The 13,580-nt window shown below is 41.9% G+C and carries 13 protein-coding genes; 8 read left to right on the top strand and 5 right to left on the bottom strand.

Annotation, left to right across the window (positions count from 1 at the left end; translation table 11 throughout):
• Nucleotides 1-17: 17 nt before the first annotated feature.
• Genes E2L07_RS03725 through E2L07_RS03715 form a run of 3 tightly spaced genes read right to left on the bottom strand, consistent with a single transcriptional unit; the run spans nt 18 to nt 3,118 of the window.
• Entirely contained in the window at nt 18-1,259 is a 1,242-nt protein-coding gene (locus E2L07_RS03725; protein WP_134228877.1) for an ABC transporter permease, read from the bottom strand.
• Nucleotides 1,252-1,935 carry an ABC transporter ATP-binding protein gene (locus E2L07_RS03720; protein ID WP_010899799.1) on the bottom strand — a complete coding sequence of 228 codons (684 nt, stop codon included), beginning with the start codon at nt 1,933-1,935 and terminating at the stop codon, nt 1,252-1,254. The genes E2L07_RS03725 and E2L07_RS03720 overlap by 8 nt, the downstream gene beginning before the upstream one ends.
• Nucleotides 1,919-3,118 (bottom strand): efflux RND transporter periplasmic adaptor subunit, encoded by a 1,200-nt coding sequence (locus tag E2L07_RS03715; protein WP_010899798.1) that lies wholly within the window; start codon nt 3,116-3,118, stop codon nt 1,919-1,921. Before E2L07_RS03715 ends, E2L07_RS03720 begins: the two co-directional genes overlap by 17 nt.
• Nucleotides 3,119-3,410: 292 nt before the next feature.
• On the opposite strand from E2L07_RS03715, the gene E2L07_RS03710 reads away from it, so the two are divergent.
• Entirely contained in the window at nt 3,411-4,661 is a 1,251-nt protein-coding gene (locus tag E2L07_RS03710; protein ID WP_134228876.1) for a C40 family peptidase, read from the top strand.
• Between the two features lie 96 nt (nt 4,662-4,757).
• On the opposite strand, the gene E2L07_RS03705 is transcribed toward E2L07_RS03710, so the two are convergent.
• Complete coding sequence (locus tag E2L07_RS03705) at nt 4,758-5,672, bottom strand: LCP family glycopolymer transferase (RefSeq protein ID WP_053430228.1); 915 nt, start codon at nt 5,670-5,672, stop codon at nt 4,758-4,760.
• 182 nt (nt 5,673-5,854) lie between these two features.
• On the opposite strand from E2L07_RS03705, the gene E2L07_RS03700 reads away from it, so the two are divergent.
• Genes E2L07_RS03700 through E2L07_RS03690 form a run of 3 tightly spaced genes read left to right on the top strand, consistent with a single transcriptional unit; the run spans nt 5,855 to nt 8,078 of the window.
• Nucleotides 5,855-6,553: a YveK family protein gene (locus tag E2L07_RS03700; RefSeq protein ID WP_134228875.1), complete on the top strand. Its 699-nt coding sequence runs from the start codon at nt 5,855-5,857 to the stop codon at nt 6,551-6,553.
• 22 nt (nt 6,554-6,575) lie between these two features.
• Complete coding sequence (locus E2L07_RS03695; protein ID WP_134228874.1) at nt 6,576-7,283, top strand: CpsD/CapB family tyrosine-protein kinase; 708 nt, start codon at nt 6,576-6,578, stop codon at nt 7,281-7,283.
• 27 nt (nt 7,284-7,310) lie between these two features.
• The gene (locus E2L07_RS03690; RefSeq protein ID WP_134228873.1) at nt 7,311-8,078 is read left to right on the top strand and encodes a tyrosine-protein phosphatase; all 768 of its coding nucleotides are present in this window, start codon (nt 7,311-7,313) and stop codon (nt 8,076-8,078) included.
• A gap of 206 nt (nt 8,079-8,284) precedes the next feature.
• Here the strand turns inward: E2L07_RS03690 and E2L07_RS03685 are convergent, their stop codons facing one another.
• Nucleotides 8,285-9,082, bottom strand: coding sequence for an SGNH/GDSL hydrolase family protein (locus E2L07_RS03685; protein ID WP_134228872.1), 798 nt, complete (start codon nt 9,080-9,082; stop codon nt 8,285-8,287).
• 411 nt (nt 9,083-9,493) lie between these two features.
• On the opposite strand from E2L07_RS03685, the gene E2L07_RS03680 reads away from it, so the two are divergent.
• The 4 genes from E2L07_RS03680 (at nt 9,494) to E2L07_RS03665 (ending at nt 13,569) form a co-directional block, all read left to right on the top strand.
• Entirely contained in the window at nt 9,494-10,615 is a 1,122-nt protein-coding gene (locus tag E2L07_RS03680) for a glycosyltransferase (protein WP_134228871.1), read from the top strand.
• A gap of 35 nt (nt 10,616-10,650) precedes the next feature.
• The gene (locus tag E2L07_RS03675) at nt 10,651-11,796 is read left to right on the top strand and encodes a glycosyltransferase (protein ID WP_134228870.1); all 1,146 of its coding nucleotides are present in this window, start codon (nt 10,651-10,653) and stop codon (nt 11,794-11,796) included.
• An 11-nt stretch (nt 11,797-11,807) separates the two neighbouring features.
• A complete protein-coding gene (locus E2L07_RS03670) occupies nt 11,808-12,581 on the top strand; it encodes a glycosyltransferase family 2 protein (RefSeq protein WP_053430244.1) in 774 nt (257 codons plus the stop codon).
• 217 nt (nt 12,582-12,798) lie between these two features.
• Complete coding sequence (locus E2L07_RS03665) at nt 12,799-13,569, top strand: ABC transporter permease (protein ID WP_053430245.1); 771 nt, start codon at nt 12,799-12,801, stop codon at nt 13,567-13,569.
• Nucleotides 13,570-13,580: the final 11 nt, after the last annotated feature.

Raw genomic sequence — 13,580 nt, 5'->3', positions numbered from 1 at the left:
TGGGCGTGGCTGTTCGTTTATTCATAACGTAATGCGTCTACTGGCTGTAAATTTGATGCTTTAAAGGACGGCAAAAAGCCGAAGATGATTCCGACGATCATCGAAAACAATAAACCACCGATGACAGCTGGAAGGGAAATAATAAAAGGCATTCCGATGAAGGAGGAAATCACTTTCGCTCCGCCAAGCCCGAGTAAAATTCCGAGCGCTCCTCCTAAGCTTGTAAGGACAACGGCTTCCGTCAAAAACTGAAGGAGAATAACGTGTCGTTTTGCTCCGAGCGCTTTTTTAATTCCGATTTCCCGTGTTCGTTCTGTGACGGACACGAGCATAATGTTCATCACCCCGATGCCGCCAACTAATAAGGAAATGCTGGCGATTCCACCGAGTAACAATGCAAATGCTCGGTTAAATTCGGCCATTTCTTCTGCGATAGCTTCCATGTCAGCAACCGTATACTGAGCGGCTTCCATTTCGTATGGACTTAAATCACTGTTTAAATGGATGGCCGCTAGTTCTCCTGCCTCCTGAATATGATCGGAAGAGGTGGCCTGCACTGCGATTTGCGTGGGGCTATCAAAACCTTCAAGTAATGGCCAAACCCCTTTTGGTACATAGATCTTTGGCTGTGACCAACCACCGTAAAGCCAGTCATCTTCCGTTCGTTCTGAGAAGACACCGACGACACGAAATGGAATACCAGACAAATCGACAAGTTGATTCACGGCATCTCCATCAGGGAATAGCTCATCTCTTGCGCCTTCACTTATAAGGATGATTTGGTTTTTCGAGTCAAACTCGCCTGGTCGGAACGTCCGCCCTTCGACCATATAGATCGGAAAAAGCTCTAAAAATGTCTCGTCCACACCGAACATTTGTGGGTAGGATGAGTTCGTCATATGATAAGCCTGTGTATTCCACGATTCATGGTAAAGGGATATCTGATTCACCATTGGATAGGAACGAATCGCTTCGACCGTCTCCTCCTCAATTGGAGGTGCTGCCATGTACGAGGTCGTTTCGTAATAATAGTGATCTTCACCCCTGCCGCGGATCATGTCCGTACTTTCATAAACAACATTAATCGTATTGTTCCCTAAACCAATCATAGAACTTTTCAATGCTTCACTTTGTCCTTCAATAATGGACACAATCGCAATAATGGCGGCGATCCCAATAATGACTCCTAACATCGTAAGAGCGGAGCGAAGCTTATGAGCAAAGATCGATTGAAACGATATGCGAATATGTTCAAACATGAGACGTCTCCTCCTCCGTGAGTAGTTCGCCGTCACGAATGAAGATCGTACGCTCTGCCTTTTTTGCAACGTCGTGGTCATGTGTAATCATCACGACAGTCTTTCCTTCTTGATGAAGAGAAGAAAATAGCTCTAATACCTGTTCGCTGGACCGAGAGTCTAAGGCGCCTGTCGGCTCATCGGCTAAAATAAATCGAGGATTGGTGACTAACGCACGAGCGATAGCCACGCGTTGTTTTTGTCCTCCAGAAAGCTGTGTGGGCTTAAAGCGCACCCGGTCCTCAAGACCTACTTTTTTTAATGCGTCTAGCGCTCGCTCACGCCGTTCTTGTTTTTTCGCCTTTGCGTAGACAAGAGGCAATTCGACATTTTGTAGCGCCGTTTGCCGAGGTAACAGGTGGAACTGTTGAAAGACAAAGCCGATCGAGCGGTTGCGAATGTCTGCAAGTAAGCCGTCTTTTCGCGTTAATAAATCTTGCCCATCGAGTAAGTAATGACCTGTCGAAGGCCGATCGAGGCAGCCGAGAATGTTCATGAGTGTCGATTTCCCAGACCCAGAAGGGCCCATAATGGCGACAAACTCGCCTTCCTTAATCGATAGGGAGATGTTTTTTAAAATTGGGACTTCCTCTTTTCCTAGCTTGTACGACTTTGAAATGTTATTCAAGGAAATCATCATACATCATAACCTCTCTTCCTTCTTCGAGCGAAGGACTAGGGCCTACGATAATATCATCTTCCGTTAAGCCGTCAACGATTTCAATTGTAAAGTTTTCAGGATCACTAGCTCCTGTTTCAACAAATCGTTTGGCGGTTAACAAGTTTTCATCAGCTACCCATACAAAAGCTTGTCCATCGTCATCGAACTGTACATATTCTTCAAAAAGGACGACCGTTCCGCCCTCTTCATCATGAAGCACTGGTTCGATGTTGACATGAAAGCCAATTTCAAGCCCTTCATGTTCATCAATTCGAACAGTGAACGGATAATTTGAAGATTGAGGATTTGAATCGTACATGTCGTACCCCATGTCGTCCTGATCACTGCCAACAGGAATTTTACCGATATCGGTAATCACACCAACCCATTCCTCGTCTCCACCTGTTTTCTTTGTGATTTTTACTGGCATGTCCACTTCAAGTGTATCAAGAATAAATTCATTAACTTGGCTTTTTACAAGATAAGAGCCCGTTGAGACGACTTGAATAAACGGTGAATTCATCGCTTCACCTTGCATCCCTTCAACTAAATCTTGATTGATTGACTGCACGATCCCGCTGCTTTTACTCATCACGATCGCTTCTTCCTCAGCCGGCACGAGACGGTCTAGTTGTTTCTTTGTTTGCGCAGCTTCTAAATTAAGCTGGCGTAACTCAAAATCTAGCTGTGCGCGCTCCTCTTCAAGCATTTCCTTTTCTTCATCATCCACTGCATTCTTAATTGATTTGTCTAGCTTCTGTTTCTTTTTCTCTGACTCGTTGATTTGCAAGTATGCTAGATCTAATTGGAGCTGGAGTTGATCTCGCTCATCATCGATATCCTCGTTTAATTCGTATTCAAAAAGAGGTGTCTCCTCATCAATTTCATCGCCTTCCTCGACGAACACTTCTTTTATTGCTCCTTTTTCGGGATCATAGTAGATGTTTTCATTCTTTTCCGGTTCTACTTTCCCTGAGAAAAGTCCGTGAGACTCTTGAACCATCATTAAATCTCCTACTCTTTCTCCGAAAATCTCGCCGTCATCCATGAAATCTGATGACGCAAATTGAGCGGGTAGCAGGTAGCGGTAGCCGACAAAGCCAATTGCAATGAGGGCTACAAGGGAGATTGAAACAATAAGCACAACTTTTTTCTTCATTCGATAATTGACCCCTTCCGAGTTATTACTGTCATTATTATGAAGTAAATTCCTTAAACTAGCAACCGAAAAATTCTTAATTTACTCTTAAATTTTTGGTTGGTTTTTTTATAGGAAAATATACTTATTTTAAATGAATTAAGGCTAGAATAGTCCGAGGTTGGGCGCCTATTGTCGCTACTCTTTTAATATTTCATAAAAATTGGAACAAAAAATCAAGGGAATGTCCTTAAGTCTTAAGGAATTTAGCCGATATTATTAGCGATGATTGAAAAACTTAAGGAGGTACTCCATGAAAGGATCATCCACATTAAAAAAAGTAGTGATTTCATCGACTTTTGCCACGGGTCTTTTTCTTGCGACTCAATATGACACGGCTGATGCCGCGTTAGGGGATCAAACACTTCGAAAAGGCCAATCTCATCCGGATGTGAAAGAACTGCAAGAGGCTTTGAAGAAGAAAGGTTTTTTTAACTATCACACTTCTACTGGGTACTTTGGTTCTATTACAGAGAACGCTGTTCGTGAATTTCAAATGAAGCACGGCTTGCAGGTTGATGGAATTGCGGGACCACAGACACTGAATGCGTTGCTCTCCCAAATGAATGGGAATAATGGGGGACAGCAAACGTCTAGTTCTACGCCTAGCTCCACATCGAATTCTACGATTCTACGTTTCGGCTCCAGTGGACAAGCGGTTCGAGATTTGCAGGAAAAGCTGAAAGCGAAAGGCTTTTATAATCACTCGATCACGGGTCAATATGGACGTATCACAACGGAGGCTGTTAGAGAGTTTCAACGGGCGAATCGTTTATCAGTTGATGGAATTGCAGGGCCACAGACGTTAGCTGCGTTGACGAATCAAGCACCGGCTGCATCTGCCCCGCAGTACAATGCCCCGGTACAGCAAACGACCGTTCTCCGTCAAGGATCTAGAGGTGATGCTGTCCGTGACTTGCAGCGGTCATTAAAAGATCTAGGTTATTATAGGATGTCTGTTGATGGTATTTTTGGTGCAGGGACGACAACAGCGGTTCGTGAGTTTCAGCGAAAAATGGGGTTGACCGTCGATGGAATTGCAGGGCCGCAAACGTTAAATGCGTTAAATGTCAATCCGAGGCCAAATACATCCAATGGGCAGTCTTCCTCATCTGGAGGCAATACAGCGCCGTCAGGAAATCGAGGGGCGACCATTACAAATATCGTGGCCAATGCAAGTGAGCTCATTGGGACACCTTATGTTTGGGGAGGAACGACACCGAGGGGCTTTGATTGTAGCGGTTTTGTTCAATATGTGTTTGCGCAACAAGGCGTTTCCATTCCTCGAACCGTCGCACAAATGTGGAATGCTGGGACTTCTGTTTCACAACCAAGCGTGGGGGATATCGTCTTTTTCGATACGACGGGTGGACCGTCACATAACGGTATTTATATTGGAAACAACCAGTTCATCCACAGCGGTTCCTCAACGGGTGTCACCATTGCGAGCATGAATAATAGTTATTGGGCATCTCGCTATCTTGGAGCTAAACGACTCTATTAATCATGTTTCTGCTAGTGATGAAAGACATAGATGGAATAAAAAGAGTCTCAAGAAGCTGCTTGCTTCAAGAGACTCATTCTTTTTGCCATAGGCGGCTTATGACAATTCTAAATGGGACTTTAATTCTCCTTGGACTCGAGCGATCTCTTCCTGAGGGATGATCAAATAATAAATATTGTTGATTCTTGTCCCTTCACCAGTGATTTCGAGATGCTCGATATTTTTGGCAGCGCCTCGATAGTTCGATTGAAGTTCCCACATGCCATCAAGCTGCAAGTCTGTTCTTACCGATTCACCGACTGCATCTAAAATGGCACCTGCTTTTGTAATAGAAGAAAATTGTGCGCCTTGCTTAATGACAGCTTCAACGATTTGACGCTGGCGATCGTTACGACCAAAATCACCGCGATTGTCCTGTTTTCTCATCCGTGCATAGGCAAGTGCTTCGTCACCTGTTTCAAGGAAAATTTCTCCTTCCTCGAACTGGTAACCGTTTTGTGAAAAGGCAAACGCGTTTTCGACGGAAACACCGCCTAGTGCGTCAACCAGCTGAGTAAATCCATCCATATTGATGCTTACATAATGATCAATCGGAATGTCTAAAAAGTTCTCAACGGTATCAATGGTCATTTGGGCGCCACCAAAAGCATACGCGTGATTGATCTTGTCATCAGTCCCGCGTCCAACGATTTCCGTTCGAGTATCCCGAGGGATGCTTAACATTTTAATCGATTCTTCCTTCGGGTTAACGGTGAGAACGATCAACGTATCCGATCGCCCGGCATGTGTGTCTTCTCTGGAATCTACACCAGCGATTAAGATCGAAAACGGATCTTGAGCACTTATATCAAATGCCGCATCGCGTTTGTCCGATTTATCTCCTCGGTCTAGAGGTTCATGCATTTCGCCAGCTGTATTTTGAATACTTGAATATAAGTAAATACCGTACCCGATAATTGCTACAGTAATCGTTCCTAAAATCAGTCCGATGGCAATCAAGGCCTTTTTCATTTGTCATCCTCGCTCTCTATATGCGTAAAAAATTGTCACATCTTGCAGAAGTGTACGAAATTATTATAAGATTTATGGAGGACTTTTACAATCGAATTTTTGTAAGTAGCCGCTCTGATCATATGATATAATCGAAGAGTTAGTGAAGAGAGCGTCACAATCTTGTAGGAGGATTAGTATAAATGGAAGAAACTATTAGTTTAAAGGAAATGTTCCATACGATTATGAGAAGGCTCAAGCTTATCATCGCTTTACCTGTGCTTGCAGTCTGTCTTGCGGGGTTCGTCAGCTTTTTTTTGTTGACGCCAATCTATCAAAGTTCTACGCAAATTCTTGTCAATCATTCAAATGATAATCAATCATTTAACTCTCAAGATATCCGCACAAATATTGATTTAATTAATACGTACAGTGTCATTATAAAGAGCCCGGCCATTTTAGATAAAGTTATTGATAATTTACAATTGGAAGATACATATAGCCAGTTGAATGAACGCTTACAGATCAATAGTGAAAATAACTCTCAAGTTGTCAACATTACTGTTAAGCATGAGGAGCCAGCAATGGCTGTCGCCATTGCCAATGAAATCGCCCTCGTTTTTCAAAACGAAATCGTTGAGATAATGAATGTAGATAATGTGAGCATCCTCTCTACAGCAGAGCTAGGAGATTCGCCATCACCAGTTAGTCCGAACCCGATGTTGAACATGGCGATCGCTTTTGTTGTAGGTCTAATGGGGGCAGTTGGAATTGCCTTTTTATTAGATTATTTAGATACGACGATTAAGGATGAGAAAGAAGTCGAGGATGTACTGGAATTACCAGTGTTAGGTGTCATCCCGAACTTTGAAAAATCAGAAGAAAAAAAACTTATTGTTTAGTTAGATAAAAGGGGTGTACACCTTGTTAGGAAAAGGATCTAAGCAAAAAAATGGAAGTGAGCAACGAGAGCTTATTACTCACATTAAAAAAAATTCGCCCATTTCCGAGCAATATCGAATCATTCGGACAAACATTGAGTTTGCCGCAGTTGATCGAGAACTAAAAACAATCGTTGTTACATCTTCTGGGCCAGGAGAGGGTAAGTCTACAACGTCAGCCAACCTCGCTGTCGTTATGGCTCAAAACGGTCACAACGTATTGTTTGTTGACGCGGATTTGCGGAAGCCAACAGCTCATTATACATTTCGAGCAGTGAATACTTGTGGATTAACGAGAGTGTTAATGAGACAAGAAACGCTAGAGGAAGCGATACAAGAGACAAAAGTTGAAAACTTGTCCCTACTTACAAGTGGACCGATTCCTCCGAATCCCGCAGAACTTCTTAACTCTAAAATGATGGAGCTTATTATAAAAGAAGTAAGAGATCGATTTGATATCGTGATTATCGACTCACCTCCTTTAAATGCTGTAACCGATGCACAAATTTTAAGCAGCAAATGCGACGGAACGGTTCTCGTCATTTCAAGTGGGAAGACGCAAAAAGAGGAAGCGTTAAAAGCGAAAGATTTGTTAGATAAATCGAATGCCAACCTTCTCGGTGTTGTATTAAACAACAAAGAATTACGAAATAGTAACATGTATTATTACTACGGGGAAAGTGACCGGTAGCACTCAATATTTAGGTGGTGTGTTTGGATGATCGATATCCACTGTCATATCTTGCCCGAGATTGATGATGGACCCTCATCACTGGAGGAAAGCCTCGTCATGGCTCGGGAAGCAGTCAAGGAAGGGATTACGAAAATAATTGCAACACCGCACCATTTACATCCGAATTATCACAATGAAGCGGCCGTTGTAAAAGAAAAAGTACGCAAATTAAATGAGGCTATTCAGAAGGAAAACATTCCTCTTGAAATTCTACCAGGGCAGGAGGTTCGCATATCCGGTGATGTGATGGATGGTCTTCTGTCAGGCGACATCTTGACGTTGGCTGATCAAGGGAAGTATTTGTTTGTTGAGTTTTCATCAAATCATGTCTCTCGTTATGCAGACAAGCTGTTCTTTCAATTGCTGTCTCAGGACATTATTCCGATCATCGTTCATCCAGAACGGAATCACGAGTTTTTAAAAAACCCCGGGCTTTTGTACGATCTTGTCAATGGGGGAGCTTTGACACAAATAACTACGTCCAGCCTTACAGGTCATCTTGGCAAAAAAATTAAGAAATTTACCGAGCAGATCATTGAAGCTGACCTTACGCATTTTTTGGCATCGGATGCACATAACGTAACGGAGCGAACGTTTCGGATTCGTGAGGCGTTTGCGCTAGTCGAAAAAAACTATGGTTCTAGTAAAGCCTATGAATTCCAAGAAAATGCAGAACTTCTCGTTAAGAATCAGCATGTTATGGGGCCGCCGCCTCAGCCGATCGTAAAGAAGAAGCTACTAGGGATTTTTTAACATGGATTGAAAGTGAAGAAAAGGAGCTGAACGTGGCTCCTTTTTTGCTCGTCCCAAAAGGGTACGCTCTCATTTGGTGGAAGTGCTAGAGCCCCTCATAACTATGACAAGCGGAGAGAGAGTCTTGTATTGGAGATTTCTGCTTGAAAAAACACCCCAATTTTGTACTGGAGTAACTGTACATTGAGAGGTGCTTTAGTAATTGCTTACTCATTTGTCGTTAAATAGTCAACCATAAAATCAGCCCACACTTGATGGCCATCTTTGTTCGGTCTACCGCTCTCTAAAAAGTCTTCAAGGCCCCCGTCTTCCGTGCTTGGCCATGCCTCCCAATGATCGGCATACGAAAAGTTGTGATTGTTCGCAAAAGCCTTCAACATCTCGATTTGACTTAAGTAGTAGCTTGCCCCGTAAATTGGGTTCGCAGGAAGGAGGATCACGTGAGTATCTGGTAAGTCACTTTCAAATTGAATTAATAACTGTTCCAACACATAGAGTGTATCTTCAGGTAATACTTGTCCGTTATCGTTTAACATAAACGGCTCAATCAACAATATATCAGGGTTGCTGTCGATCACTTGGTTCGCATAATCTCCTTGGATGACATCGGTCGATATGGTTCGGCCCACATCGACGATGGAAAGGGTGACTGCACCTGTCCCGAATTGGTCATTCATTTGATCGATCATGACATTCGGCCATGCCTCATCATTAGAGTCTACGCTGCTCGTTAATGAGGTAGAGCCAAATGCCGTAATTGTAATTGAATCTTTCTCTTGTAACAGCTGTCCAATGAGTCCGTCCGCTTCTGGCTGTTGCGTTGAGTTGCCATCTTCCTTACGATTCACCGTGTGACGATCTCCATGGCTAGTTAAGGGGGAGGCCTCAATTTGTTCGTGAGCATCATTTGCGATCGTTTTTAATTTTGCGTTGTAATGCACATAACCGATAGATAATATGACAATACAAACAAGCATCCCTATTAAAAATAAATAGTTTTTCACATGTGTTCCTCCAATCTAAAAAGACAAAGCCAATAATAAATAGAATAATGGCGAAAAATTGTGAAATGACACGAAATAAGTCTTGTATATTATAGCGAATGATAGAAGTGATGTAAATGTGAACCATGGAAACAATCGTAAGGATTTGGTCCGAATGATTAGGTAGGAGTTATGGACTAAAATGCAATGGCTACTTTATAGCTGAGAGAACCAGATATGTTTAAACGGCAAAAGGATAGTAACACGATTAAGAAAATCGAATCATGTTAGAAGAAGTAGAAAAAAGTAAAATAAACTCGAGATAGAGACGATTTTTGATAACCTTTGTATAATATTCTTTTTAGAGATACTATTATGAAGGATGTATTAATAAAGGATTGTTTAAATTGAAGTGAAGAAAGGCTGTCCATAATGGGAAAAATAAACGTATTGTTTTTTATTTATCAAATGGGGGGCGGGGGAGCAGCCCGCACTTTATTAAACATCATGAACAATTTAGATCGAGAGCGCTTTTCTGTTACCCTTGTCACTCTTAACTTTGATGGTTCCTATGAGGGGGAAGTGGAGAAGGATATCCGTTTTATTAAGCTACAAACGAAACGGCTGAGCCGGTCTATTTTTTCATTAGCAAGGATCATTAAACAAGAAAACATTGATCTCGTGTTTAGTACAATTCCGAGAGTGAATACGATTGCCATCGTGGCAAATAGATTGTCACTCTCGAAGGCGAAAAATGTCGTCCGAGAGGCGGATAATCTCGGGGGGAGTTTTGTCGTAAACCTCCAGCTTCTAGGATTCGGGGTGGTTTACAAGTTTGCTCATCAAATCGTCTCCTTATCAGAAGGAGTGAAAGAAAACCTTGTCCGCCGTTATAAAATTCGTGGCTCACGGATTCAAGTCATTTATAACCCAGTTGATTTACAGCGAATAGCCGATAAGATGGACCATGGGATAATGGAGCCAAAGCATGAGGAACTGTTTCATACCGGTGATAGGGTGATCATTACAGCTGGACGATTAGTGCCGCAAAAGGATCAGCGGACATTGCTTCAGGCGTTTGCTAAAGTAAATGAGCAAACGAAAAGTAAGCTCATTCTTTTAGGAGAAGGCCCGTTAAAGGAAGAATTACAGCAGGAAGCTGCAAGGTTAAAGGTGGCGGACCGTGTTCATTTTTTAGGTTTTCAGAGCAACCCTTATGTTTATTTTAAACATGCAGACGTATTTGTCCTGTCTTCCATTCACGAAGGGTTCAGTCATGTAATAGCGGAGGCATTAGCCACAGGAACTCCAGTTGTATCAACGAACTGTAAATCGGGTCCAGAGGAAGTGCTGGATAAAGGGAAATATGGGTTCCTCTGTAAAGTTGGAGACGTAGACGAAATGGCGAACAAGATTCAACATGTTCTTACCCTCTCTCCGGAGCAACGAGCTTCCTTGATTGAACGGGGTCTAGAGCGCGTTCAAGACTTTGATGCAAAACAGATCGTAAAGCAGTACGAAACATTATTTTTACACACATTGAAAAGATCGTAAAAGCAGATGGTGTTCATTGAGGAGTTGTAGCTTTTATGTGTTCGAAAGAAAAAAAGACGGTTGTCCATATCACGACGGTGCATCATCCGTTAGATCCGAGGATTTATTATAAACAATGCCAATCGTTACAACGTGCGGGGTACGATGTCACCTTGCTTGCTCCAGATGCGGAAAAGGTCATCCCATCAAGCATTGTCAATATAAAATCGATCAACAGACGAAACAATCGTTTACTGCGAATCGGAATTTCTACGTTGGAAGCCTATTGGAAGGCAAGAAAATTAAAGGCCGATATTTATCAAATACATGACCCGGAGTTACTTCCAGTCGCATGGTTGCTTAAGAAGAAAAGCAACGTCGTCATTTATGATATTCATGAAGACTACGAAACCGCAATGATGGAAAGAGAATATTTACCGAAGTCTGTTAGGCGTTTTTGTGCCAAAGCGTATCGGCTCGTTGAACGGCTTTTTTCACGAAAGCTAGAGCTATGTTTAGCTGAAAAATATTACCGAGAAAAATATCCGAACGGAAAATGTATTTTAAATTACCCTTTAGTAAACGAAAAGCTTGTTCACCATAATCGTACAGATAAGCCAATCGAAGATAAATTACTATACACTGGAAATGTAAGGGTTGATCGAGGGGCTTTTCAGCATGCGAAGCTTCCATTGGTTGATGAAAACATTTCCGTTCATTTAATTGGTCAATGTCCAGGAAACCTTGCGGAGCAAATGGAGCATTTAGCAGGAGAAGCGAAGGATCGCTTACACATGGAGGGTGTCGATCGCTACATTCCGAAAACAGATATCGATGAATCCTATGTGAAGCACCGCTGGCTAGCAGGAGTCGCCTTATTTCCCCCATCAGATCACTTTAAAAAGAAGGAATTAACGAAGTTTTTTGAGTACATGAGTGCAGGTATTCCTATCTTATGTTCTGACTTTCCTGCTTGGAAAGCATTTGTCGAAAAGCACCGCTGTGGCATGGCGGTCAATCCCGAAGATGAACAGGAAATAAAAGCAGCCATTGATTACTTACGAAACAATGAGCAGGAAGCATTAAAAATGGGAGAGAACGGACGGCGGGCTGTTCTTGAAACATTAAATTGGGAAGTGGAAGAGCAGAAGTTAGTGGAATGGTATGACACGCTATGGAGAAAAAACGAGAAGACTTCTTGATGGTGATATAAATGGAAAGAATAAATGTAGATGGTCCAGTCGTTTCAATTATAACCCCTTGCTATAATGCGGAGATGTTTATTCGAGACACCATCGAATCTGTTTTAAACCAAACATTTTCGAATTGGGAAATGGTCATTGTGGACGATGGTTCCACCGATCGAACCGTTCAAATCGTTGAGAGTTATGCGTCTCAAGACGAACGGATTAGGTTGATTCAATTAGAAAAAAATAGCGGGCCTGCGGTAAGTAGAAATACAGCGATTCAACATGCGCGCGGCCGTTATTTAGCTTTTTTAGATAGTGATGATCAGTGGCTACCTGAAAAACTCGAACGGCAGCTTGAATTTATGCAAAAACGAAATGTGGCGTTTTCTTTTACAAGTTACAAGACAATGACAGAAGATGGATCTGAAACGGGTAAGGTTGTGAACGTACCGGAAAACGTTGATTACCATGAGTTATTAAAGCAAAATGTTATCGGTTGCCTGACGGTCATGCTTGATCAAGAAAAAACGGGTCATGTCCAAATGGTGAATATGCGGTCCCGGCAAGATTATGCGCTATGGTTACATTTATGCAAGCGAGGATTTATTGCCTATGGCTTACAGGATGTATTAGCGAAGTATCGGGTGGTGCACAATTCGGTTTCACATAATAAGTGGAAAATGGCGAAGCAAAATTGGCGCCTGTATCGTGAAAATGAAAAGCTAAGCTTTGTAAAGAGTGGATGGTACTTCATGCACTATGTCTGGCGATCGTTAAAAAAGTATTTATCGAAATGATTAATGATTGTCAAAAACTTTTACCTAGACATCTGCTGTCAGTGTGTGATAATGGGGTATGGTGAACGGAAATCTTCCGTTCTTTCTTACATCTTTAAGAAAATTTACTCTCTTTAGTAGGTTGGAAGGATAAGAAAAACGATAGCTTCCATGAACAATGTTTTTCTAGTGTAGTTGTTTAGGTTGATGAATGAAGAATGGCGGTGGAGAAACACTTATGCGTGAATATATAAATGAATTATTAAAACGTAAAGATCTTTTAGTTTACCTTGTAAAATCAGGGCTGAAAGCGGAGCATCGGAATAGTTACTTAGGGTACTTCTGGTGGTTATTAGATCCGCTCCTTAACGTAGTGATCTATTACTTCCTTATTGGCGTGCTGCTAGGTCGTGGTGGGGATGATTTTGCCGTTTTCTTAGTGATTGGATTAGTTGGTTGGCGCTGGATAAATACAACTGTCAATACATCAGCAAAGTCGATTACGAAATATTCATCGATCATTAATCAAGTTTATTTACCAAAGTCCATTTTTCCTCTTGCGATGACGGCGACTCAAACCTTTAACTTTTTGTTTGGTCTTATTATCATTGCGATCTTTTTATTAGTGTTTCAAGTCACTCCTGGCTGGCAAGTGGTCTATTTGCCGCTTATTATTTTAGTACAGCTGTTGTTTTTAGTCGCAATCAGTTTGTTCGTTGCCTATATTTGTGTATTTGTTCGCGACATCGATAACATATTAGGTCATATTTTGCGGATTTTCTTTTACGGATCTGCCATCATCTTTAATCGAGACTTTGGGCAATATAGCTGGATCTTTGATATTAACCCAGTCGCCGTTATTATCTATTCGTATCGATCTGTTCTCTTGTGGCATGAAAGCCCACCATTTTTCAGCCTGTCCATTATTGCCATAACATCGATCGTTGCCATCATATTGCTTATTCGCTATTACAGTCGAAACGAACATAAAATCATTAAAGCTTTATAAAAAGAGGTTTT

Source organism: Halalkalibacterium halodurans, from assembly GCF_004376175.1.
GTDB classification, from domain to species: Bacteria; Bacillota; Bacilli; order Bacillales; family Bacillaceae_D; genus Halalkalibacterium; species Halalkalibacterium halodurans.
The sequence above is the reverse complement of the archived record's forward strand: the minus strand, read 5'-3'. Positions and strand labels throughout refer to the sequence as shown.